At 69.1% G+C, this 22977-nt stretch carries 23 protein-coding genes and 3 tRNA genes; 11 read left to right on the top strand and 15 right to left on the bottom strand.

Annotated elements, in window-relative coordinates; translation table 11 throughout:
- Window positions 1-276: 276 nt before the first annotated feature.
- The 3 genes from J5X75_RS18365 to J5X75_RS18355 all read right to left on the bottom strand — a co-directional run bounded on the left by J5X75_RS18365 (window position 277) and on the right by J5X75_RS18355 (window position 1068).
- Complete coding sequence (locus J5X75_RS18365; RefSeq protein WP_208468751.1) at window positions 277-582, bottom strand: GntR family transcriptional regulator; 306 nt, start codon at window positions 580-582, stop codon at window positions 277-279.
- A 282-nt stretch (window positions 583-864) separates the two neighbouring features.
- Window positions 865-937 (bottom strand) — tRNA-Arg (locus J5X75_RS18360).
- A 40-nt stretch (window positions 938-977) separates the two neighbouring features.
- Window positions 978-1068, bottom strand: a tRNA-Ser gene (locus J5X75_RS18355).
- A 1099-nt stretch (window positions 1069-2167) separates the two neighbouring features.
- On the opposite strand from J5X75_RS18355, the gene J5X75_RS18350 reads away from it, so the two are divergent.
- Window positions 2168-2782, top strand: a complete 615-nt coding sequence (locus J5X75_RS18350; RefSeq protein ID WP_208468621.1) for a hypothetical protein — start codon at window positions 2168-2170, stop codon at window positions 2780-2782.
- Here the strand turns inward: J5X75_RS18350 and J5X75_RS18345 are convergent.
- Entirely contained in the window at window positions 2731-3513 is a 783-nt protein-coding gene (locus tag J5X75_RS18345; protein WP_208468620.1) for a CPBP family intramembrane glutamic endopeptidase, read from the bottom strand. The genes J5X75_RS18350 and J5X75_RS18345 overlap by 52 nt on opposite strands.
- A gap of 118 nt (window positions 3514-3631) precedes the next feature.
- Here J5X75_RS18345 and J5X75_RS18340 point away from each other — a divergent pair, with 118 nt between their 5' ends.
- The gene (locus J5X75_RS18340; RefSeq protein WP_208468619.1) at window positions 3632-4741 is read left to right on the top strand and encodes a globin domain-containing protein; all 1110 of its coding nucleotides are present in this window, start codon (window positions 3632-3634) and stop codon (window positions 4739-4741) included.
- Window positions 4742-4751: 10 nt separating this feature from the next.
- Here J5X75_RS18340 and J5X75_RS18335 read toward each other — a convergent pair whose 3' ends face one another.
- A complete protein-coding gene (locus J5X75_RS18335; RefSeq protein ID WP_208468618.1) occupies window positions 4752-6281 on the bottom strand; it encodes a peptide deformylase in 1530 nt (509 codons plus the stop codon).
- A gap of 389 nt (window positions 6282-6670) precedes the next feature.
- Between J5X75_RS18335 and J5X75_RS18330 the strand changes: the two genes are divergently transcribed.
- Window positions 6671-7393 (top strand): hypothetical protein, encoded by a 723-nt coding sequence (locus J5X75_RS18330; RefSeq protein WP_208468750.1) that lies wholly within the window; start codon window positions 6671-6673, stop codon window positions 7391-7393.
- Between the two features lie 199 nt (window positions 7394-7592).
- Here the strand turns inward: J5X75_RS18330 and J5X75_RS18325 are convergent, their stop codons facing one another.
- Window positions 7593-9569 (bottom strand): DUF6311 domain-containing protein, encoded by a 1977-nt coding sequence (locus J5X75_RS18325; protein WP_208468617.1) that lies wholly within the window; start codon window positions 9567-9569, stop codon window positions 7593-7595.
- A gap of 265 nt (window positions 9570-9834) precedes the next feature.
- On the opposite strand from J5X75_RS18325, the gene J5X75_RS18320 reads away from it, so the two are divergent.
- Entirely contained in the window at window positions 9835-10548 is a 714-nt protein-coding gene (locus tag J5X75_RS18320) for a class I SAM-dependent methyltransferase (protein ID WP_208468616.1), read from the top strand.
- Window positions 10549-10603: 55 nt separating this feature from the next.
- Here the strand turns inward: J5X75_RS18320 and J5X75_RS18315 are convergent, their stop codons facing one another.
- The 4 genes from J5X75_RS18315 to J5X75_RS18300 all read right to left on the bottom strand — a co-directional run bounded on the left by J5X75_RS18315 (window position 10604) and on the right by J5X75_RS18300 (window position 14208).
- Window positions 10604-11137, bottom strand: coding sequence for a YbhB/YbcL family Raf kinase inhibitor-like protein (locus J5X75_RS18315; RefSeq protein WP_208468615.1), 534 nt, complete (start codon window positions 11135-11137; stop codon window positions 10604-10606).
- A gap of 313 nt (window positions 11138-11450) precedes the next feature.
- On the bottom strand, window positions 11451-12272 hold the full coding sequence (locus J5X75_RS44405) for a C40 family peptidase (protein ID WP_307798139.1): 822 nt from the start codon (window positions 12270-12272) through the stop codon (window positions 11451-11453).
- A 233-nt stretch (window positions 12273-12505) separates the two neighbouring features.
- On the bottom strand, window positions 12506-13093 hold the full coding sequence (locus J5X75_RS18305) for a DUF4352 domain-containing protein (protein ID WP_208468614.1): 588 nt from the start codon (window positions 13091-13093) through the stop codon (window positions 12506-12508).
- Window positions 13094-13245: 152 nt separating this feature from the next.
- Window positions 13246-14208, bottom strand: a complete 963-nt coding sequence (locus tag J5X75_RS18300) for an NAD(P)H-quinone oxidoreductase (RefSeq protein WP_208468613.1) — start codon at window positions 14206-14208, stop codon at window positions 13246-13248.
- 67 nt (window positions 14209-14275) lie between these two features.
- Between J5X75_RS18300 and J5X75_RS18295 the strand changes: the two genes are divergently transcribed.
- The 3 genes from J5X75_RS18295 (at window position 14276) to J5X75_RS18285 (ending at window position 16375) form a co-directional block, all read left to right on the top strand.
- Window positions 14276-14360 (top strand) — tRNA-Ser (locus tag J5X75_RS18295).
- 645 nt (window positions 14361-15005) lie between these two features.
- Window positions 15006-15887: a hypothetical protein gene (locus J5X75_RS18290; protein ID WP_208468612.1), complete on the top strand. Its 882-nt coding sequence runs from the start codon at window positions 15006-15008 to the stop codon at window positions 15885-15887.
- 311 nt (window positions 15888-16198) lie between these two features.
- Window positions 16199-16375 (top strand): hypothetical protein, encoded by a 177-nt coding sequence (locus tag J5X75_RS18285; protein WP_208468611.1) that lies wholly within the window; start codon window positions 16199-16201, stop codon window positions 16373-16375.
- 184 nt (window positions 16376-16559) lie between these two features.
- Here J5X75_RS18285 and soxR read toward each other — a convergent pair whose 3' ends face one another.
- A complete protein-coding gene (soxR, locus tag J5X75_RS18280) occupies window positions 16560-17003 on the bottom strand; it encodes a redox-sensitive transcriptional activator SoxR (RefSeq protein WP_183226451.1) in 444 nt (147 codons plus the stop codon).
- Window positions 17004-17043: 40 nt separating this feature from the next.
- Here soxR and J5X75_RS18275 point away from each other — a divergent pair, with 40 nt between their 5' ends.
- On the top strand, window positions 17044-17682 hold the full coding sequence (locus J5X75_RS18275) for a thiamine pyrophosphate-binding protein (RefSeq protein ID WP_208468610.1): 639 nt from the start codon (window positions 17044-17046) through the stop codon (window positions 17680-17682).
- The gene (locus J5X75_RS18270) at window positions 17679-18554 is read left to right on the top strand and encodes a transketolase family protein (protein ID WP_208468609.1); all 876 of its coding nucleotides are present in this window, start codon (window positions 17679-17681) and stop codon (window positions 18552-18554) included. The genes J5X75_RS18275 and J5X75_RS18270 overlap by 4 nt, the downstream gene beginning before the upstream one ends.
- Here J5X75_RS18270 and J5X75_RS18265 read toward each other — a convergent pair.
- Window positions 18551-18967 carry a hypothetical protein gene (locus tag J5X75_RS18265; RefSeq protein ID WP_208468608.1) on the bottom strand — a complete coding sequence of 139 codons (417 nt, stop codon included), beginning with the start codon at window positions 18965-18967 and terminating at the stop codon, window positions 18551-18553. The genes J5X75_RS18270 and J5X75_RS18265 overlap by 4 nt on opposite strands.
- Window positions 18968-19075: 108 nt before the next feature.
- Here J5X75_RS18265 and J5X75_RS18260 point away from each other — a divergent pair, with 108 nt between their 5' ends.
- The gene (locus J5X75_RS18260) at window positions 19076-19483 is read left to right on the top strand and encodes a PH domain-containing protein (protein WP_208468607.1); all 408 of its coding nucleotides are present in this window, start codon (window positions 19076-19078) and stop codon (window positions 19481-19483) included.
- Here the strand turns inward: J5X75_RS18260 and J5X75_RS18255 are convergent.
- On the bottom strand, window positions 19476-20387 hold the full coding sequence (locus tag J5X75_RS18255) for a rhomboid family intramembrane serine protease (RefSeq protein ID WP_208468606.1): 912 nt from the start codon (window positions 20385-20387) through the stop codon (window positions 19476-19478). The genes J5X75_RS18260 and J5X75_RS18255 overlap by 8 nt on opposite strands.
- Before the next feature lie 22 nt (window positions 20388-20409).
- Complete coding sequence (locus J5X75_RS18250; RefSeq protein WP_208468605.1) at window positions 20410-20934, bottom strand: peptidylprolyl isomerase; 525 nt, start codon at window positions 20932-20934, stop codon at window positions 20410-20412.
- 168 nt (window positions 20935-21102) lie between these two features.
- On the opposite strand from J5X75_RS18250, the gene J5X75_RS18245 reads away from it, so the two are divergent.
- A complete protein-coding gene (locus tag J5X75_RS18245) occupies window positions 21103-21627 on the top strand; it encodes a hypothetical protein (RefSeq protein ID WP_208468604.1) in 525 nt (174 codons plus the stop codon).
- Between the two features lie 4 nt (window positions 21628-21631).
- Here the strand turns inward: J5X75_RS18245 and eccB are convergent, their stop codons facing one another.
- Window positions 21632-22963 (bottom strand): type VII secretion protein EccB, encoded by a 1332-nt coding sequence (eccB, locus tag J5X75_RS18240; protein WP_208468603.1) that lies wholly within the window; start codon window positions 22961-22963, stop codon window positions 21632-21634.
- Window positions 22964-22977: the final 14 nt, after the last annotated feature.

Raw genomic sequence — 22977 nt, 5'->3', positions numbered from 1 at the left:
GGTCATCCCCGTCCCGGCCACCCGCACACTTCGAACTGTCTCAATTTCGGGTACGCCGTGTGCGCCTGGCGGGTTCAACCATCCGGTGAGGGGTCAGCCGTCACGGGAGTCGTGTCGCCGACACGAGGCGCCCAGACTCACCGGTGCGACGGCAGAGCGGATCGGTGACGGGGCGTTCGATCGCCTGGTGGGCGGTTGTGGGCAACTGGTGAGGTTCGAGGGCGGCCGGTGGATACGCCGCGACCTTCCCGGCGGGGCGTGCCCGTCGATTGCGATCTAGCGTGCCGCGGTCGGGCCGTCGTTCGTGGCGGTGACGTACGTGCCGCGGCCGACGACAGTGATCACGAGGCCGCGTTCGCGTAGCAGTTGGATGGCCTTGCGGGCGGTGCCCCGGGCAACGCCGTACTCCTGGACCAGCTGGCTCTCCGACGGGATCAACCGATTCGGCAGAAGGACACCCGCATCGATTCGCGCCGCGATGGCGTCCGCCACCTGCACGTAGAGCGGGGTAGGGCCTTCGTGGTCGATCACGGCCTGACCATCGCACTCAACAGAGAGCCATGACCATCGCGGGGGAACCATGGTGAGCCCACCGCCCAGACCGTCAGGGGCCTGACCTGGAGAAGCACGCAGCACAACCACCAGCCCTCCCGCTATTCAGAAAAATAGATCCCGAATATTGGGATGTGGTGATCGGCCGTTCGAAGTGCGAACGAACACCCCGATCACCCAATTGACGGTCTCTGAGCCGCGGAAACGTGGGTTTTGACCTTGCCCCCACACGCGCCCCACACGATCCACAGAGGCCAGACAAAAAGAGGCCCCTGAGCTGCGTTTCGGCAGTTCAGGGGCCTCTTGATCTTGCGCGCCCGAAGGGACTCGAACCCCTAACCTTCTGATCCGTAGTCAGATGCTCTATCCATTGAGCTACGGGCGCTCTCTCAGTGCTCAGTCAGCCTACAACACCGACTTTTGCGCGGAGACTCCGGGATTCGAACCCGGGAGGGGCTTTAAAACCCCAACCGCATTAGCAGTGCGGCGCCATAGACCAGACTAGGCGAAGTCTCCCCGGTGACCCGAGGGCCACCGAGGCTTGACAATACCGGACCCGCTCAGCGCCGCACAAAGAGGTTGCCATCTGGCACGCCAAGGATCTTCGCGAGTGGCTACGAACAGGCGAAACGTCGCGGATGAGGCTAGGCTTCGTGCGATGGAGGAGAACACGCGCCGGGAGGCTCCGCGGGCTCGAGGTCCGCGAAGCCCGTTCGGCACGCCCGAGCAGAAGCCCTCCGGCGAGGAGCCGGCCGCGGCCCCCGCGCGCCGGGGAGCGCCGCCGGCGGTCACCTTCCAACCCCCGCGATCCGGCCCGAGTGCCGAAGGTCACTCTTCAAACCCCCCTTCTGGTACGGGGACCGGCGCCCGCCGCAAGACCCCTCCCGCCGCGGTGCCGCCCCAGCCGGCACGCGCCACCGAACCATCCGGCGGCGAGGAGCAGGCAGCCGAGCCCACGCCGGAGGCCTCGCAGCCGGCCACGCCGGGTCCGGCTCCGGCCCGCGCGCCCGCGAAACGGGCCCCGGCGAAGAAGGCAGCACCGCCACGAAAGGCCGCCCCCACCGGAGAGACCGTGCCTCCGGCAAAGGCAACAAAAGCGGCGAAGGCGACGAAAACGGGAAGGGCGACGAAAGCGGAGGGGGCGACGAAGGTGGAGAAGGCAGCCCCGCCGCGAAAGGCAGGCCCGGCGGTGAAGGACGCGGCGCCCGCATCCGGGCAGCTTTCACCGCGCGAGAACACTCCGGCAGACGCGACACGGGTCCCGTCACCTGACCACGACTCGGCCGGGAAGGACGGGCCGCTGGTGGAAGAGGCCCCGCCCGCAAGGAAGGCGCCGGCCAAGAAGGCGGCCACGAAGCGAGCCGCGGCCAAGGCGGTCCCACCCGTCGACTTGACCGTTCGGACGCCGGCCAAACGCCCGGCGTCGGCGCAGCCCGCGCTGCCGCCGCGAGAGCCGGCAACCGCACTCGCGAACCCGACGGCGCAGAACGCCCAGCCAGGGCCGTCCGCGCCCGAAAGAGATGAACCGGCCACGACCGAGCAAGCCTCGGCTGAGCGGCCGACGAGCGAGCCGGCCGCAAGCAGACCGACCGCGAGCGGACCCGCCGGAAGCGAAGTGCCTGGACCGCGCCTGACCGTGGTGCAACCGACGTCACCCCCGGGCGGCGAGGCAGCCGCTGGAGGCGACGCGGTGGAGGGGCTCGGCTCGCTCACCGAGGAGCTGCTGGCCGACCCGGCCCGCACGCCGGAGATCCTCGCCCACACGGCGGTCCAGCACATCGGCCCCCGAGCCCGGGCCTGGGCGGCGCAGACGAGGGCGTCCTATCCGACGGCCACGACCGAGGCGATCGCCCGTCTGGCCGTTCAGCGGTTCACCCGCTCGGCGGGGGTTCGGGGCGGCCTCGGTGCACTGGCCGGCCCGTACGCCCCGATCGCTCTTGTCGCGACGACCGTGATCACGCACGCGGAGCTGGTGTTGCACCTGGCCGCGGTCTACGGCCTGGATCCCGCGGATCCGCGCCGGGCCGGCGATCTGCTGGCGCTGGCGACCCCGGGCCGGGCCGCGATCGCGCTCTGGGCCGCGCTGAAGCTGACTCGCCTGCCGGGCGTGGGCCTGCTCACCGCCGTGCTGGGCGCCCGCGCCTCGGCCGAGATGGTGGCGGTGCGGGCGCGCCGGTTCTATGCGGAGTATTCGAGCCAGGACAGCCAGGAGTCGGGCAGCAGCTCGTAGCCGACGAACGCGGTGATGTCGAGGAGGCTGTGCGCCACGATGAGCGGCATCACCCGTTTCGTCCGCAGGTAGAACAGCGCGAAGACCACGCCCATCACGGCGTTGCCGAGGAAGGCTCCGAAGCCCTGGTAGAGGTGGTAGGAGCCGCGGAGTACGGCGGACGCGGCGATGATCCACGCCGGTGACAGGGCGAGCGCCCGGAGCCGGGTGATCAGGTAGCCGACGACGATGACCTCTTCGAGGACGGCGTTCTGCATGGCGGCGAGGACCAGTACGGGCACCGACCACCAGTACGGCTGGAGCCCGGACGGCACGATCTGCGCGTTGATGCCGAGCTGCAGGGCCCCGTACACCAGAAGGAGGCCGGGCAGCCCGATACCGGCGGCGAGTCCGGCGCCCCAGCCGAGGTCGTGGGCGGGCCGCCGGTAGTCGATGCCGAGTTCCCGGGCGGCCGCTCCGAAGGAGCCCGCGAGCAGGAACAGCGCGAGCGCGACCGGCACCAGGGCGAAGAAGATGCCGAGCAGCTGGTACGTCAGGTCGAGGTAGGGCCGTGGCGACACCGAGGCGTTGAGTGTGGCGGTCTGCTGGGCCAGCGGCCGGTCGGCGGTGAGTTTCGCGGTCAGCGACACCACGGAGTAGACGGCCGACTGTCCGAGCGACAGCAGCAACACGATGGCGATCTCGGTCCCGTAGCGCGGACGGGTGGTCAGCTGCTGTTCTTCCACGGTCACCCGCCAACTCTAGGCCAGGCACAAATTGGCCCAATTCGGCAAGCGACGCGCCGTGGAGGGTGGTGAGTCGCACTTCTCGTGCGTCGTGTTCCCGACTGCGCTGACCACCCTGAATGGCATGGGAGACCTCGCAAGCTTGCTCAAGGAGAGCTGGAGCCTGGTCGAGGAACATCAGGACAAGGTGGCCGGCTATTTCTACGCGCGCATCTTCCTGAGGTACCCGGACCTGCGCGATCTGTTCCCGGTGCAGATGGATGTGCAGCGGGCCCGTCTGCTGGGAGCGATCGTGACCGCCGTGCAGACGCTGGAGGATCCGGAGCGGTTCGACGAGTACCTGCGAGCCCTGGGCCGGGACCACCGCAAGTTCCACGTGGAACCGGAGCACTACGAGGTGGTGGGCGGCGCCTTGATCGAGTCGATGCGGGCGTTCGCCGGCGAGGCCTGGAGCATCGAGTACGACCAGGCCTGGGCCGACGCGTACGCGGTGATCGCCTCGAAGATGCTGGCCGGCGCCGACGCCGACCCGAACCCGCCGTACTGGTACGGCGAGGTGGTGGGGCACGAGCGCCGGTCCCGCGACATCGCGGTGTTCACCGTGCTGCCGTTGCAGCCGTTGGAGTACCGGGCCGGCCAGTACCTGAGCCTCGAGTGCCCGCGTTATCAGCCGCGGCTGTGGCGCACCTACTCACCGGCGAACGCGCCGCGCCGGGACAACACGCTGGATTTCCACGTCCGTGCGGTGGGCGCCGGCTGGGTGTCCAGCGCGCTGGTCCGGCGGATGCAGGTGGGCGACATGGTGAAGCTGGCCGCGCCGATGGGTTCGATGACCCTGGACCGCAGGTCGACCCGGGACGCGGTCTTCGTGGCCGGTGGCACCGGGCTCGCCCCGATCAAGTCGCTGCTCGAGGAGCTGACCCGGTACAACCGGACCCGCTGGGTGCACGTCTTCTTCGGCGCGCGGACCCGGGAGGACCTGTACGACCTGGCCGACCTGAACCGGCTGGCCGCCCGCTACCCGTGGCTGTCGGTGGTGACCGCGTGCAGCGAGGACCCGACCTTCCCCGGCGAGCAGGGCTACATCTCGGACGTGGTGGCGAAGTACGGCCCGTGGAAGGAGCACGACTTCTTCGTCTCCGGGTCGGGGCGGATGGTGAAGGCCACCTTGAAGCGCCTCGCCGAGCTACAGGTGCCCTCTGTCCGGATAAAGTACGACAGCTTCACCGACTGAGCGAGCCGGGCTAGTAATCCCAGGGTCGGCCGGTCTGCTGGTACTGGGCGACCGGCACGAGCTTGGCGTCGGCCTTCATCCGGTCCACGTAGAGCCGACCCTCCAGGTGGTCGATCTCGTGGCTGATCAGCCGGGCCAGGGCCCGCTCGAACGTGGTGACCACCCGGGTCCCGTCGAACCGGGCGTGCTCCACGTCGATCCGTAGCGGGCGCGGCACCAGGCCCCGGTAGTCGAAGAACGACAGGCAGCCCTCGTACTGCTCGTCGGTCTCGCCGGACTCGCCGACGACCCGGGGGTTGAGCAGGACGACCGGTTCGGTGTCGCGCTCCGGCGGCCGGACGACGGCGGCGGCCACCGGAACCCCGATCTGGGGCGCGGCGAGACCCACGCCCTTGCTGAACTCGTGCAGGTCCTCGAGCCGCCCGAGCGAGGTGAGCAGCCGGGTGACCGCGGTCCGGGCGGCCGCCCCCTCGCGGGGCAGCTGGAAGTGGCGGGCCCGCTGCCGGAGCAGGTCGGATCCGCGCTGGATGATGCCGATGCCACGCATCCGGTGCGAGGCACGGGGCAGAGCCGGCTCGGGCGGGCCGGTCTCCTCGTAGAGCGGGGCGTCGGCGCCACGGAACCGCCATTCCAGCCGGTACCGGGCGTTGAGCAGGGGCGCGTCGGTTGACCACTCGAAAATGGCGCGACCTCCCTCGGTGCGGCGTTCCAACGGGGTGCGGACGGGCACCTCGGCGGCGAGGGACGCCTCCACACCCCAGACCTGGGGTTCGAAGCTCTCCGGGAAGTTCAGCCGGACGGTCAGCGACCGGGTCGGCAGGCGGACGGCACGCTGGAACCACTGGCCCCACTTCTCTTCGCCGACCGTGTACGCGTACTCGATGGTGGTCCGTTCGCCGGGGTAGAGCGGGAACTGGCCGCGCGAGTTCGCGAACATGAGCCAGATCTCCTTGGACGCGTCCCGGTCCAGCTTGACCCGCCACAGCATGGGCTCGGCGGCGTCGCCCTCACCCGCGAACGCCCGCACGTCCATCTCGTCGAAGGTGAGCGGGTTCTCCCGGTGGTGGCGGTTGGAGCCGGCCGGGTCGTGCGGGTAGCGGTCCACGGAGATCTTCGCGAGGTACCGGGTGACCGGTTCGACGCCGGCGTTGTAGAGGGAGCGCCGCACCCGGCAGCGGTAGGCGCCGTCGGTGTAGACCAGGTCGGCGATCTCGCGTTCGACAATCAGCCCGGTGCCCGGCGGCAGCCACTGGACCGGCACGGGCGGATCGCGGTGCAGGCCGGCGTTGCGGGCGTTGCGCAGTTCGTCGTACTCCTGGAAACGCTGCCAGATGGCGCCGCCGGCGCCGAGGACGGCCTCGGCCCGGCGGGCGAAGTCCTCGGTGGGTTTGTGGCGGCGGCCCTCGACGTGGCTGACGTAGGAGGGATCGAACCCCATGCGCGCGGCCAGCTGCTTCTTGGTCATCCCGCGCTCGACCCGCCACTGCGCAAGGGCTGAGACGAACTTGTCTGCGGCCCTTTCGATGGGCGAGGTGGTCATCACGGATGTCCCCTTCGCGACGGCACGTTCAGTGTCGCCGGGACCGCGTGTCTGCAAGGAGCTAGTAGCGTTTTGCCGACAGATACCTTGACGAATCCGGCAGCGCCACCACGCTACGTAAAGTAATCATGGCAGAGGGTATTCGTCCGAATGATCCCCTTGGGCCGGTGTGGTTAGGCTACCCTTAACCGGGTACCGTGGGTCCGTCGCGAGCCCCCGTCGCTCCACAAGAGCCGGCTCGCCCCCTTCTGCAAGATCATCCGCGAGGAGAGTGCGGTGCCTCAGCGACGAGTGCCGCGGGCCGGCGGCCGCCCGTGACCAGCCCCACGCTCGAACTCCGGCAGCTCCGGCCACCACTGCTGGCGCCGGTCAACGCGACGCTGCGCGCCATGTTCGGCACCAGCACCGAGGTCCCCGGCCTGGCGCCCGACCTGGTGGTGCGCGACCTGGCCGGCTGGACGCCGACCGCGCGCCTGGCCGACGTACACCTGGACACCCTGCTCGACGCGGCCCGCCGCCGCTGGAACGCGCAGGCACACGCCGCCGCCGCGCTCGCCTGGAAGGCCTACACCTACTGGCTGGCCCTCCCGGCCGTCCTCGGCTGGGCCTCGGCGCGCCGTGTGCCGCTGCTGACCTCCACCGACGCGGTCATGCACTTCGACGACCCGCGCCCGCTGGTCACCCTCGGCATGCGCCCGGACATCCCGGTCGCGGTCCTGCCGCACGACCCGCTGGCGCTCTCCGGCCTCCCGCAGGTCAAGGTCGTCGCCGACGAGGACGCGCTGCTCGCCGAATTCCGCCGCGCCCTCCTCGACCAGCATCTCGAACCGCTGCTCGACGCCATCCACGGCCGGGTCCGGCTGGGCCGGCGCCCGCTGCTCGGCTCGCTCGCCTCCGGCATCGCCTACGGCGTCCTGCGCTCCGCCGACGCCGTCCCCGGCTCGTCCGCCGCCACCATCGACCGGCTGCTCGGCGCGCTCGGCATCCGCGACCTGATCGACCTCGAGCCCGCCGCGAACGGCCGGCTCGACGTCCGCCGCAAAACCTGCTGCCTGGCCTTCACCCTGCCGCAGCCCAAGGTCTGCCCGGGCTGCTGCATCAAAACCGATTAGAGGTACGGGCTACGCGTACCGCCGTGGGCAGACGGCAAGGCCGTAGAGCACCGGCCTGTGCCGCCCGCGCCGGGCGTAGATCGGTGGTCACCCTTCGCCCGGTCGCTGCGGTCACCGGCGAAGATCCGGAAGCGGGCGTACACCGCACCTTGTCTTGTCGCCCTTGGGCGGCACCGTCCCGACGTGCTCCCGGTGTGGGTCAGAAGGGTTCGCCGCCGGTGAGGACGGTGTCCGGGTCGTCGACCAGGTCGCTGACGTCCCACACCCAGGCGCCGCCGGTCCACGTCGGACGGAAACCCAGCAGGTCGGACATGGTGCGCAGGAGTTCGATGTCGCGGCTCTGCGGGGTCAGCACCACCACGCCGGCCTTCCAGAACCGGAGGTCGGCGAGGGTCATCTCGCGCCGCTCGTCGGTGATCTCCGGGATCGGGTTGCCCTGCTTGATCGAGGCGACCAGGCCGCTGGTCGGGCGCCACGGCGGCGAGAACATCGCGGTCCGGTCGCTCGGGTCCTGCGGGTTCTGGTTCGGCAGCAGCGCGTACGCTCCGGCGATCCGCAGGTCCTGGCCGGTGGTGGCGGTCCAGCGCAGCGGGTCCGGGTAGCTGCTGTCCGGCAGCGGCAGGGTGACCATGGTGTGCCGGTCGTCGACGTAGTCGCGCCAGGCGCCGGTGGTGACGAACTCGGGCACCGGGTCCATCCGCACCGTGGCCATCGGCCGGGGGATCAGCGGCACCAGTGCCATCGCCACCGCGGTGATCATCGCGACCCGGATCGGCCCGCGCGAGGCCGGCTGGCCGCACATCATGTCGGCGGCCCGCTGGACGCCGAAGGCCAGCACGATGCCGACGATCGGCGCGATCGCCATCGCCCAGCGGGTCGGCACCGCGGAGTCGAGCACCGGGAGGCGGTGCAGCAGCGCCCAGATGCCGGGGATGCCGGTGTCCACCCCGTTGAGCACGATGCGCGGGCCGAGCGACATGGCCGCGAAGAGGATCGCGATCCCGCCGAGGGTCAGCACCGCCCGGGACCGGCGCAGCCAGACGAGCAGGCCGAGGAAGAGGACGATCAGGCCCCAGCCGAAGAAGGCGTTCTCCTCCGCGGCGTTCTGCGTGAGGCGCGACGCGATGGCCGTGTCGCCGGCCATCGAGTGCCGGGAGTAGGCGGCGAACGAGCCCAGGTCGGCCCCGAAGTTCCGGACGAACTCGGCCAGGCCCTGGTAGCTCTGCGGGCCGAAGAACTGGACGCTGAGCGGGTAGGCCAGCACCGCGAGGGTGACCGCCGCGGTGACCCCGAGCGACCGCACGAACGGCAGGACCTCGCCCCGGTGAGCGCGCCGCCGGACCACCGCCATGACCGCGCAGAACAGGCCGAGGCCGACCGCGGTCATGAAGAGGATCTCGAGGTTGATGAACGCCTGCCAGATCAGCAGGCCGGCCAGGATCAGCCCGTTGCGCAGCGCGCGGCCGCGAACCCGGAGCTCCAGCGTCCGCCAGATGATCAGCGGGACGAGGAACTGGGAGACGATGTTCGGGTGGCCGCCGGCGTGCGACACCATGCTCGGCGCGAAGGTGCAGAAGAGCGCACCCACCCAGGCGGCCAGCCGCGAGGTGACGAACCGGCGGGAGAGCACGAGATACCACGACGCGCCGGTAAATGCCAATGCGCCGGTGAGAAATACGTTGAACGCCACATGCGGACCGAACAGAAGAGTGATCGGCGTCAGTGGCAACGAAACGGCCAACACCGAGGTGTTGGCCATCATGTTCACCCCGTCGGGGTAATTCATGCGGTCGGAGAAGAACGGATAGACGCCATCCGTGAGCACCCGGGCACCGTGCGCCAGCATCCACTCGAAGAAAGCTTGATCCTGCGGATCATCACGCAGTTCATGATCAAGATTGAGCCACAACGGCAGGGTCAGCATGACCGCGAAGACGACGAAAGTGCCGACGGCCACGACGTCACGCCACGTGAACAGGTGCCGCCACCGCAGGCGTACGACCTGGTCATCTGCGGTTTCCCGGACAGCGGGCGGGGCGGTGGGAGCGACCACCGTGCCACTTGAACCGAGGGCTATCAGCTCCGCGTCCAGGTCGTCGTCGGTGGCCACTCGGCCTCGCGACAGAACGTTCTCGGCGGTCGACTGGCCTGTCGAGTCAAAACCCGTAATCGTCATAGCATCGGCGAGCCTAACCGAGGTTTCCAAGAAGCCAGCGGTGTGCGGCCCAGGCGTGATAGAGCCGATATGTACGCGTGTTTTCCGCGTGTCCAACCGTGTACTTCCCGTGGGGTAACCCATCCGAGTACCCAGCTCACCTATGTCTCAATCAGGCCAAAAAATCAGTGCTGACCAGCACTCAACTTTCGGTTAGGCGCTTCAGATGGTTAACTTCGCTGGTCCCGCTGTCAGCTCAGATCGGCAAGATGAGGGAACCTCACCTATGGCAGACATCACTGGAGACCAGCGGATCCAGTCCGAAGTGCTCGAAGGCCTCGCCATGGCGGTGAACCACCGGCGGTGGTTCGTCGAGCTCGCGCTCCCGTACCTGGGGGACAACCCGATCGAGATCGGCAGCGGCCTCGGTGACTACGCGATCGAGTGGGCGGAACACCTGCCGAAGTTCACCGCGACCGAGGCAGACCCCGACCGGCTCGTCCTGCTCAAGGAGCGGATGGCGGAGTTCTCCAACATCGACGTGAAGCAGATGCTGCTTCCGGCACAGGACGCCGCCGCTGAGTACAGCGCGGCCGTCTCGTACAACGTGCTGGAGCACATCGAGGATCACGTCGGCGCGCTCCGCAGCATGAAGGAACTGGTCCGCCCCGGCGGCCGCGTGATCATCATCGTGCCGGCCTTCATGTTCGCGATGAGCCAGGTGGACATCGCCACCGGGCACATCCGCCGCTACACCAAGAAGACGCTGGGGGCCGCCTTCACCGAGGCCGGTCTGGAGATCGAGAAGATCCACTACGCGAATGCGCTGGGTCTGCTCGGCTACTACACCGCGACCAGCATCTTCAAGCTGGCCCCCAAGGAGGGGCCGATGGTCAAGATCTACGACAGCCTGGTGCTGCCGGTGACCAAGGCCGCCGAGCAGATCGTCCGGCCGCCGTTCGGGCAGTCGGTCTTCTGCGTGGGCCGTTCGCCCCGCTGACCGGGCAGACACGTGAGGCCGCCGGCGCTGCCGGCGGCCTCGTCCGTACGGTGGCTCAGCCGCGCACCTGATAGGTGGGGCGGACCGTGGCCCGGGCCACCGTGTGGAAGGCCAGGTTGAAGCCGACGTAGGCCGGGGACGCGTCCGGCGTCACCTCGAGCCGGTCGACGTCGATGGCGTGCACCGCGAACACGTACCGGTGGGGGCGGTCGCCGGGCGGCGGCGCGGAACCGCCGTAGTCGCGCGAGCCGTAGTCGTTGCGCACGCAGAAGGCGCCCTCCGGCAGCGGATCCACACCCCGGTCCAGGGACGTGACCGTGACCGGCAGGTTCACCAGCACCCAGTGCCAGAACCCGCTTCCGGTCGGCGCGTCCGGGTCGAAGCAGGTGACCACGAAGCCACGCGTCTCGTCCGGGAAACCGGACCAGGCCAGTTGGGGCGACAGGTTCTTCCCGCCCACGCTGGTGTGCACGTAGAGCTCGTCGAGGGGCTGCCCGTCCGTCATGTCCGTGCTGGTCACCGTGAAGGACGGGACCGATGGCAGGAGATCGTACGGGTCGGGCGCCAGGGCGCGGTCGTCAAGACTCATTGGTTGGCCTCCGGCGGCGTGGTGAGTAACTGATCAGGTTTTCCCACGATGGGCAGAGACTAACCGTTCGACGTGTCGGGCGCCTTTCGTCCGCATTGCCGCACGCCGTCACACGAACGGGTAAACGCACAGGTGGTGCGCATGCCCCGAGCCTTCGCAGGTCATGCTTCTGTCAGACATCCGACCGGGTGTGTGCGGCCGAGATCCCCGCGCCCGGTTGCGATCGGCTGCCGTGAGGCAACGGTGGCCACAGCGAGTCGGCACCCGTCAGACCGGCGGGTGCTGACTGCTGTACGGGCCCGGATCGTCGCCGTCAGCCCAGCCGCGCGACACTGAGCCCCCGGTAGACCTTGCGGTACACCACCCCGGTACGGCGGTTCCCCGCGTCGATCATCATCCCGTCGCCCATGTAGATGCCCACATGCCCACGGCCGACCACCAGGTCGCCGGGGCGGGCCACTGAGCGGGAGACGGACCGGGCACGGCGTGCCTGGGCGCCGGACGAGTGCGGCAGACGGTAACCGGCCCGGGCGTACGCGCGTTTGGTGAACCCGGAGCAGTCGAAGCCGTACGGGCCCTCGCCGCCGCGGACGTAGCGCTTGCCCACCTGGGACCGGGCGTACGCGACCACCGCGCGCATACTCCCCCGGTCATCGGCGGTCCGCAGCCGCCGTTCGGTGGCGCCGCGGAAGCCGGTGGAAACGGCGACCGGTCGCTGCCGCACGGCGCCACGCTTGAGGACCGGCCGCGGCACCCGAACCCGATCGGTGCGCGTTTCCCGGGCCACGGCGGCCGGGCGGTGTCCCCCCGACGTGGAGCGGAGCCGGTTGACCGGGCGTGCCACCACCACTCGCGGGAGCGTTCGCGAGGCGCGCTGGGCGCTCACGCGGCGGTGCAGGAGGCCGGCGCGCACGGGCCCGGGCACGGCGCTCGCGTCCAACCGGATCTCGCGTGAGACGGCGGCCACGAACTGCTCGAGGTCGAGCTGTCGGGTGTGGAGTCCGCGCTGCGGGCGCTCCCCGGGTTCCGGTGTGGCCGGCAGGCCGCGTGGTGCGGTGACCGTCTCCGGGCCGTGTTCGACGGAGTCTAGGGCCGGCGCGATGACGGCCAGCACGAGCGCGCCGACGGTCAGCACCCGGCGGGTGGACGTACCGTGCAGTGTTGCCTCCGAAATCGGCCCGGGGCACTCACGCGAATCCCATCCGCACGTGGCCGATACCGCTGGTCACGTATGTGCCGCCGTCGAAGGTGGGCAATGGGAACCCGGACAACCATGCGTATTCCGTGGACCATGCCAACACACCATCGAATCTCCCGGGGCGGGATTCACATAATTAATCCCCCGTCACAAACTTGTGAACGCCGGGTTCAGCTCGGGTCCGGCAGGTCCACTCGTACGCCCGGAGTGGACCGCCCACCGCCGAGAGTGGCCGCACTGAGCCGCGCGCCCACCGGCACGTCGAAGGGCAGGACACCGGCCACGGTCTGGCCCGGACCGATCCGGTCGAGCAGCGCCGGACTGCGATCGTTGAGAAACACCGCGGCCTGTTCCGCGACGGCGTAGGCTTCGCCGTTGGCGTCATGAACGCGCTGCGCGCCGCTGTCGAACAGCTCCGGTTCCCGGCCGTTGTTCGTCACGATGACGTCGAGCAGGCAGAACTGACCGGTGGCCCGCTGCTCCAGGCCGCTCGGGCCGACCGAGGGCACGCCGCACCGCAGTCCGGTGGTGGAGACGGTGAACTGAGCGATCGGGCGTTCCCCCGGGAGGACGCCGTGGACCGTCGCCGCCGGGCTGGTCGCCACCGCCCACGCTCCGAAGGCGACCAGCGCGGCCGAGACGGCGGTGCCGCCGGCGATCCAGGCCCGGCTACGCCACCGGTGGGAGCCCGCGTCCCAGTCGTCCTCGATCGACGGCAGATCCCGGGCCGGAGCGGAACGATGTGGTGCGTACGTCACGTGTCCCCCAGTGGTTCGGATACGGGCGCGGCCGGGGACCGGCCGCGCTGTCCGTCCATGCTGGGATCGCCGGGCCGCGACACGCTGACGACTCGCCGCATATCGCAACTAATCGGTCATACAGCTCCAGAGTCAGTCACTCGTACGGGTGATCAGCGTTGCAGCAGAATCTTCCCGAAATGGTCGCCGGACTCCATCAGCTCATGCGCCCGCGCCGCCTCGGCCAGCGGAAACGTGCTGTTGATGACCGGCTTCACCAGCCCGGCGGCGACCAGCGGCCACACCTGGTCCCGGACACCCGCCACGATCCGCGCCTTGTCCGCCGCCGGCCGGGCCCGCAGCGACGTCGACGACACCCGGCCCCGCTTCGCCATCAACAGCCCGAGATCCAGCTCGGCACTCCGGCCGCCCTGCATCCCGATCACCGTGATCCGGCCCTCCGGCGCGAGCACCTCCACGTTGCGGGCCAGGTACTTCGCGCCGATGATGTCGAGCACCACGTCCGCGCCCCGGCCGCCGGTGTGGTCCAGCACCGCCCGTACGAAATCGTGGTTCTGATAGTCGACGGTCAGCGCCGCACCCAGCGCACGCAGCCGCTCGTGCTTCTCCGCCCGGGCCGTCACCAGCACCGACGCGCCCAGCGCCACACCCAGCTGCACCGCGAAGGTGCCGATCCCGCTGCCGCCGCCGTGCACCAGCAGCGTCTCACCGGGACGGAGCCGGTCCCGGTCCACCACGTTGGACCAGACCGTGCAGGCCACCTCCGGCAACGCCGCCGCCTCCACCAGCGACAACCCGGCCGGAACCGGCAGCAGTTGCCCCACCGGGACGGCCACCCGCTCGGCGTAGCCACCACCGGCGAGCAGCGCGCACACCCGCTCGCCCACGTGATGCCCGGTCACGCCCGGCCCGAGCGCACTGATCACCCCCGAGCACTCCAGCCCCGGAAACGCCGGCGCGCCCGGTGGCGGCGGATAGAACCCCTGCCGTTGCAGCACATCGGCCCGGTTCACCGCGGACGCCGTCACATCGACGACGACCTCCCCCTCGCCGGCCTCCGGATCCGGCACCTCAGCCCAGACGAGACCCTTGTCCTCGATCACGATCGCGTGCATGCGGCCGACTCTGCCCCACCGGTACGACAAGAACCAGAGGCGGGTGGCAGACTGGAGCGGCACTACGGGAGGGCTCGCCTAGTGGCCGATGGCGCCGGTCTTGAAAACCGGTAAGGGGAAACTCTTCGTGGGTTCGAATCCCACGCCCTCCGCTCTGTCACCAACCGCGTAAGCCCATGCTGACCTGCGCGAACGCCGAAGGGCGAGGGCGCCGTTCGGTAGATCCCGGTCTCACTGCGACCCGCTCGATCTCCGCCGTCGCGGCAGATGCGCGGCAACGCGCCGGTGTCCACTTCACCCATGCACCCTGCCCGCACATTGTGACCCGGCGCACACCAGCACGATACCTGCCGCCTGCCTCCCTGGCCCTGACCGCTCTGGCCATCCTCGCGATATGCGCCGCCGAACCCAGCGCCGACGACGAGCATGGAGACTTTCCTCCACCGTCCATCGAACTCCCGCCATACACACGAGTCGGGTCAGGCGCTCCGCCTACCAGCAGATCCTCGCGATCCTGGGCGACGCGACCGCCGGCATGCTAGCCAAAGACGTCTGCCTCGCCTCGACATCAGCCGCTGATGAAGCACCTTGAAGGCACCCGCGCGAACCTGAACGCCTGGTCAACCGCGAGTTTGTAACGGGTAAGCAGCCGGAATATTCGCCCAGATCCAGGATCGAACTTGACCTCCCGGAACGCCCTTTGAGAAGTACCAAACTGACCACGCATCCACAGGTTTGCATCGGATTGCTACGGTGTGTCCGTACGGATGGGGTTCTTAACCCCATCAAAATGAGGCATGGGCTTGATTCCCCCCATCAGCCTCCTGATAGAAGGTCGTGGCTTGAAATCCGTTATCGGCACCCGCTGGCCTGTCGCGATTCTCGCGACCGGTCTCAGCGTCGTATTGTCCGTTGGTCCAGCCTGGGCCGACCCCACTGTTTCGCCTTCTCCCAGTCAGTCAGGATCGAACCAGGACCCCTGGGAATCACCGGTTTCGGAGGACCCCACCACTTTCCCGGAGAACCCCAATGACTGGACTCCTCCTGCGGATTGGGAAACGCCCGATGAGTCTACCGATATTCCGCTACCGGACGCGCCAGTCGAACCCTCTCCTTCTATATCGTCAAAACCACCTAAGCTGCCGACCGCTCTACCGACCGACCCCCAAGAGCTCGGAGACCCAGCCTGCACGGGCTACTGGTCTGTCGTCAAATACAGAAAACACCCGGCGCGTATGGGCAAAGTTGGGCCGAACTTTTCTAGCTACTTTGGCAACGGCGGATCACAAACACTTACGGCAGGCGTCACCGGCACGCTGACCGCCACCGCCACCATGACCTTGGAGGGTTCGCTCAGTGCCGTCTCCCTCGTGTCTGCTAAGGCTGTTGCCGGTGGCAACTTGGCCACTGCGGCGGCGGTCACCGCGTCGCTGACCGAGACACAAGACGTGCCCAAAAAGTACTGGGGAAATGCCTTCTGGGGCGCGACAATGCAGCCTGTTGCTTTTAACTCGAAGTACTATGGCGCGAACACTTGCAGGGTACTCAAAGACGTTACATACACTGTTTGGTACCCATTCAAACCAGCGAAAAGTGTTGGATGGTGTAAGTGGGTTTCGAAAGAATCCTTGGGATCCAGGCCGAAGCAGTGCAACGCCCGCGGAAACTTGCCGCTGTGACCGGCACCTGGCGGACAGCAATCGCCCTAAGCGTAGTCGTCCTGGGACTGGCGGGGTGCGACAGCCCAGGAACCGAAACGTTGCCTCCAGTATCTCCTCTTCCATCTGGACCTGCGAAGTCGACTGTTCCGAACGAGACCACATCAGTCGAGCCTAGCGAGGTAGGCTCGCCCACATGGACCCCTTCTTTAAGACCAAAAAGTGACACCCTGTACCTCGGGCAGGGAGAACTCCCGAATTCGGTGATAGACAAAACTACAGCATCGGAATCGGGGAAACTCCTCATTCGAGCCGAGTGCCGTGGAGGGGCTTTGGTCAGCACCATCGAAGTGGAGCTGAGGAAGAGAGAAGCCACTTTCCGTTGTAACGGCAAGCTGGAGGAGAAAGACCTCGGGGCAGTGACCAAAGGTCAGACCTTGGCGATGCACCACAGCGGGGATCCAGGGGTCCAGTTCGCCGTCGAGCTGGTGGTCAAGAGCCGCGCCTGACTAGGCATCTAACCAGTCCCTATGTCGTTCTGGCAGCTGAACAGGTATAGAAGTTCTAGAAGGTCGAACGTCGGCGGGCGCCCTGCTCTCACCACTGAGGACAGAGCGTCCGCCGGGTGCTCACGACCGTACATTCGAGGGGTTTCCGACGGACGGCCTCGGGCCGCGGCATTGGGAGCGGCGGTCACTCCGTCGGCGGGTTGAGGATCATCTGTGGGCCGGCGCCGCTGACCGCGAGACGGTCGCTCGGGTTGACCAGCTTGCAGCGTTGCAGCGACAGGCAGCCGCAGCCGATGCAGCCGCTGAGCTGGTCACGGAGCCGTTCCAGGACGCCGATCCGCTCCTGGAGGCGGTAGCGCCAGCGGGCCGAGAGCCGGGACCAGTCGGCTTTCGTGGGGGTGCGGTTCTCCGGCAGGGAGGCGAGCGCCTCGCGGATCTCGTCGAGCGAGACCCCGACCTGCTGGGCGATCTTGATGAAGGCGACGCGGCGCAGTTCGGCCCGGTCGTACCGTCGCTGGTTGCCGCTGGTGCGGGAGGCGTGGATCAGGCCCTCCCGCTCGTAGAAGCGCAACGCGGACGGGGCCACACCGCTGCGGGCGGAGAGTTCCCCGATGGTCAGGTGCTCCATCCCACTCCCTTGAGTTGAAGTGAACTTCAAGTTGCAGTCTATGCACATGAAGCTGCTCAGCCGAGTGACCGCCGACGTCAAGCACACTCCCAGCGCGCACTCCACGCTGGACGTCCTGTGGGTTCTCTACGATCGTGTGTTACGCATCACCCCGAAGACCGTCGACGCGCCGGACCGGGACCGCCTCCTGCTCTCCAAGGGCCACGGGCCGGCCGCCTACTACGCGGTGCTGGCCGCCAAGGGGTTCATCCCCGAGGAGTGGCTCGACGACATGGGCGGGTGGGACAGCCCGCTCGGCCACCACCCGGACCGGACGCTGATCCCGGGCGTCGAGATCGGCACCGGCTCGCTGGGCCACGGGCTCGGCCTGGCCGTCGGCACCGCGCTCGGGCTGCGGGCACAGGGGTTCCTGGACACCCGGACGTTCGTGCTGCTCGGCGACGCGGAACTGGACGAGGGATCGAATCACGAGGCGATCGCGTACGCGGCCGCGATCCGCCTGCCGATCACCGCGATCGTCATCGACAACCGGTCCGCCACCCACGGGTGGCCGGGCGGAATCCCGGTCCGGTTCCCGAACTGGGAGGTGTCCGTGGTGAACGGGCGTGATCACGACGAGATCGAGCGGGCCCTGCGGGTCGTCTCGGACCGGCCGCACCTGGTGGTGGCGTCGGTATGAGGGAGACGTTCATCGACACGACCACCGCGATCCTGGACGAGGACCCGCGTACCGCTCTGGTGGTCGCGGACATCTCGGCGGCGTCGTTCACCGCGGCGCGGCGCCGGCACCCGGACCGGGTCTTCAACGTCGGCATCCGGGAGCAGCTGATGGCCGGGATGGGCGGCGGGCTGGCGCTCACCGGGATGCGGCCCTACCTGCATTCGTACGCGCCGTTTCTGATCGACCGGGCGTACGAGCAGATCAAGCTCGATCTCGGGCACCAGGAGACGGGCGCCGTGCTGGTCAGCATCGGGGCTTCGTACGACGCCGCGGCCGAGGGCTACACCCATCAGTCGCCGGGTGACGTGGCGCTGCTGGACACCCTCGACGGCTGGACCGTGCACGTGCCCGGGCACCGCGACGAGGTGGCCGCGCTGTTGTGGGCGGCCGCCCGGCACGACGACCGCGTCTACGTGCGCCTCTCCACGCAGGAGAACGGCCACGCCTACCCGGACGCCGCCGGCCTGCGGGTGCTGCGCCGGGGCGGGCCGCTGGTGGTGGCGGTCGGGCCGATGCTGGACCCGGTGCTGGAGGCGACCGCCGGGATGGACGTGACGGTGGCGTACACGAACACGCCCCGGCCGCTGGACACCGACGGGCTGCGGGCGCTGGTCGAGGGTGCGGTCGTGGTGGTCGAGCCGTACCTGGCCGGCACCTCGGCGTACCTGGTCGGCCAGGCGCTGAACGGGCTGCCGCACCGGGCACTGCACCTGGGCGTGGGCCGGGCCGAGATCCGCCGCTACGGCGACTGGCGCGACCACGCCCGCGAGCACGGCCTGGATCCGGCCGGGCTGCGCCGTTCGATCAGTGGATTCCTGCTCGAAATCTAGACCAGGGCCGGCTTGCAGACGAAGGTGTCGCGGAGCAGCTGCTCGACGCGCCACACCGTCTCCGGGTCGCCGAGCCGCATCCGCAGCCGCTCCCGGACCCCGTCCATCGCGGTGAAGGCCAGCTCGATGCCCGGCTTGGACAGGTCGAGCCGCCAGGTCACGTTGCTCACCTGGCGCAGGTGGGCGTTCAGGTGCAGGCGGGTCCGGTGCAGCGGCCGGGTGTCCTGGGTGACGACCATCCGGCGCCGGGTCAGCAGCAGGAACCAGTCGCCGGAGAGCGGCGCTCCCGGGCGGACGCACCGGGCCGCCAGGATGGCGGGGTCGTCCGGCTCCACACAGTTCCGGAAGATCGGAAGGTGGTGGTGGGCGCCCGGGAGGGCCGCGGCATGAAACGTACTGGCGAACACGTCCATGCAAGTGTTAACGGAAGATGAATGAGCAAGGAGTCGGCCGTTGCCACTGAATATGGAATTACAGCGGTAGCTCCGATTTAATGCTGATCATTCTGGGATAGTGGTGCGATGCAATGGCGCGTCAAACCGGCCCTCCCGGCCGCCAAACTGATCACCGCGGTCGCCGTGCTCGCGCTCGCCGCCGGGTTCGCCGGAGATGACCCGGGCCGCTGGGCGGCCGCCGGGATCACCGCGGCGGTCCTGGTCCTCTGGGCGGTCCGCGATCTGATGGTTCGGGTCCGCCTCGCGGCGGACGGCGAGGGCATCACGGTGGTCACCGGAGTCGCCCGCCGCCGGCATGTGCCCTGGGCCAAGATCGAGAGGGTACGGGTGGATCGCACCCACCGGCGAATGCTGCGCGGCGTTCTCCTGGAGATCGACGCCGGTGACGCCATCTACATGCTCGGCGCCAACGAGCTGGGCGCCGACCCGGACGACGTGGCCGCCCGGCTGGAGGATCTGCGCGCCGTCAGCTGAGCAGCGAGGCGGTCCGGGCGATCGCGGCGGCCACGATCAGCACCAGGATGACCGCACAGCCGGCGGCCTGCTTGACGGACCGGTGCGGTTGGTGGGAGTAGGCCAGGACGAAGGCCGTGGCGCCACCGGCCACCAGACCGCCGAGGTGTCCGGCGATCGAGATGTTCGGGATGAAGAACGTGTAGATCAGATTCATGATCAGCAGCGACATCATGGCGCTGTTGTCCTTCACCAGCCGGCGATTGATCACGATAGCCGCGATGACCAGGCCGAACGTGGCTGTGGAGGCGCCGGCGGACGCCTGGTTGGCGGGCTGGAAGACGTAGGCCGCCACGTTGCCGCCGAACCCGGCCAGCAGGTAGAGCGCGGCGAACCGCATCGGGCCGAGCTGGGCCTCCAGATAGCGGCCGACCTGGGCCACCAACATCATGTTGAGCAGCAGGTGCACCACGCCGTAGTGCAGGAACATGGCGGTGACCAGGCGGTACCACTCGCCCTCGGCGACACCGTGGATCTCGCCGCCGTAGATGGCATGGCCGAGCACCTCACCGAAGGCGGTGAGCGGGGTGCCGTTGCCGAGCAGGCCGTTGAAGCCGCCACCGCCACCACCGATGATCGCCTGCGGGCCACCGAGGACCGCCGAGGCGATCATGACGAGCGAGTTGACCGCGATGATGGCGGTCGTGACGTAGCCCAGCTGGCCGGCGCGACTGCCTCCGAAGGCGGTGCGCGCCGACCGCTGGCTGCGACGGCCCTCCTTGACGCACTCGGGGCATTGATGGCCCACGACCGCGTCGTTCATGCAGCTGGTGCAAATCGGACGATCACAACGACTGCAACTGAGCAGGGTCTCCCGGGACGGGTGGCGGTAACACACCGGTGCCGTCGACGGAGCCTCACTCATGGCACAAAGGTACCTTGAGCGCTCAGTCGCGCGAGATCTCCACCCGCTGGATGACGACGTCCTCACGGGGACGGTCGCCGGGGCCGGTCGGAGTGTTCGCGATCGAGTCGACGACCTTGGCCGACTGCTCGTCGGCCACCTGGCCGAAGATCGTGTGCCGGCGGTTCAGGTGCGGCGTCGGCGCGACCGTGATGAAGAACTGCGAACCGTTGGTGCCCGGTCCCGCGTTCGCCATGGCGAGCAGGTACGGCCGGTCGAAGAAGAGCTCCGGGTGGAACTCGTCGCCGAACTGGTAGCCGGGGCCGCCGCGGCCGGTGCCGGTCGGGTCACCCATCTGGACCATGAACCCGGCGATGACCCGGTGCGAGATGGTGCCGTCGTAGTACGGCCCACTCCCCGGCTGATTGGTACGCGGGTCCTTGTATTCCTTGGTGCCTTCGGCCAGCTCCACGAAGTTGCGGACGGTCGCCGGGGCGTGATCCGGGAAGAGCTGGAGCCGGATCGCGCCGTGATTGGTGTGCAGGGTGGCGTAAAGGTTCTCGGCCACGGGTACTCCCGTCTGCGGTGATGGGACTGTTCTCGTGCAATTCGGATCCTCCCCCATGTCGTGGATCCGGCCGCGCGGGGGTACCCGAGAAGGCACCATGGCTGGAGAGACCACAGGAGGTGGGCACTGGTGTTCGCAACGATTCGCCGTCGGAGCCGCAGGGCGCGGATGCGCAACGAGCTCGGGCAGAGTGTGGATCACTTCAAGCGCGCGGCCACGATCGCGGCACACGAGACCAGCGCGACCGTCGCACCCACGATCAATGCCGCCCGAGACCGGGTCCAGCCGGCCGCCACGGCCGCGCGGGACGCCGCCACACAGAGCTGGGACAGCGCGCTCGCCGCGCTCGTCGCCGCGTCGGAGAACGTCCGGCATGCCGGTAAGACCGCCAAGAAGTCCAGCCGCAAGGAGATGAAACAGGCCCGCAAGCTGCAGAAGAAGGCCGACAAGGCGGTCGGGCACAAGCAGCGTGGCCGGGGCGGCCGCCTGGCCGGGTACGCGTTGCTCGGCACCGCGATCGGGCTCAGCGCCGCGTACCTCGTCCGCCGTCGCCGTGAGGCGCAGTGGGCGGAGTACGAGCCCGGCCCGCATTCCGGCGGGGCCGACGACGCCGCTTTCGAGCCGATGGAGCCGACCGTCTACACGACGTCCAACGGCACCGTGTCGGATCAGACCAAGCAGACCCCTCGGTAATCGGCTACGACTTGGCGGCCCGGACCGGATCCAACGCCGGTCCGGCCGGCAGGTAGGCGATGAACTGGGCCGGAACGCGTACCGGGTTGGCGCCCGAGTACCCGAGCCGGCCCAGCAGTTCACGGCTCGCCAGCGGATAGAACCGGCCCGCGTCGGTGACCAGGCTGACCGTGCCGCTGCCGGCCGGGGCGTCCGGTGATCCGGCCGCCTCGACCAGCGCGCCCCTGCCACGGGCGATGTGCACGAGGTCGACCCGGGCGCCGGTGCCGGGCGCGCTGCCGGCCGGGTAGGTGCTGTTCACCCGCAGGCTGTCCCCGGTCGCGGCGATGCACGCGCTCTTCGGCGCCTCGGCCAGCGCCGGCACGGTGGCCGGCAGGCCGTCGGCGAATCGGCTCGTCCCGGTGGGTGAATCGGGCAGCTCCAGGAACTCGGCGCCCACGGTGATCGGCGCCGACGCGTTGTGGACGGCGGCCAGCAGCCGCGCCTGCATGACGGTCAGCGGCGCGATGCCGTCCGACAGCACCAGCGCGAAGGTCTTGCCGTCCGCGGTGAGCACCTGTCCCACCTTGCGACCGGTGATCGCCACCGAGGCTCGCTTGAAGTTCGGGATGACCGGTGCGTCCAGGTCGGGACCGGCCGGGACGGCGTCGACCCAGGCCGCGGAGACCTGCCAGGGGCGGGTGCCGTACCACCCGAGGGCCCGCTGGACGGTGTCCACCCGGGCGGCCGGGATCAGGAACCGCTTGCCGCCGTGCACCAGATGCGTACGCCCGGCGGTGTCCCGGACCAGCAGCCCGGCCGTCGGAGCGGTGCCACCCGCCGGGGCCGCGCCGATCAGCAGGGTGCTGCGCGGCCGCCCGCCGGCCGTGTCGGTGCAGACCGACCAGGTGCCGGTGAGCAGGTCCCCGGAGGGGGGCAGGGCGTCCGGCGCGTTCGGGATGCCGAGCGGCGCGCCGAGCGGCACCTTCGCCAGCTCGTCGGCCGCGACGGTCTTCAGCTGCGGCGGGTTGCCGGTGGCCAGCAGCAGGCCGGAGGTGTAGTTGAGCACCGGGTGCAGCCGGCCGTCGGCGGGCAGGTAGACGTATCTCGCTCCGGTCTTCTTCTCGACCAGCACCGAGGTGGCGTCGGTGGCCTTCGCCATGGTGTGGCCGGTGAACAGCCCGTACGCCGCGAAACCGCCCACCGCGAGCGTCGCGGCCAGAAGCCCGATCAGGGCCGTGACACCGGCACGGCGCAGCGGCGAACGATGCGGGTCCGGGTCATGCGACACCAGCGCCGCCACCACACGCTGCACCGAGTACTGATACGAGTGCAGCTCATCCTGACGCGACGGCACCCCGACACTCTAGG

The organism is Actinoplanes flavus (assembly GCF_017592555.1).
In the GTDB taxonomy this organism is placed as follows: domain Bacteria; phylum Actinomycetota; class Actinomycetes; order Mycobacteriales; family Micromonosporaceae; genus Actinoplanes; species Actinoplanes flavus.
This window is presented reverse-complemented; position numbering and strand designations above follow the sequence as displayed.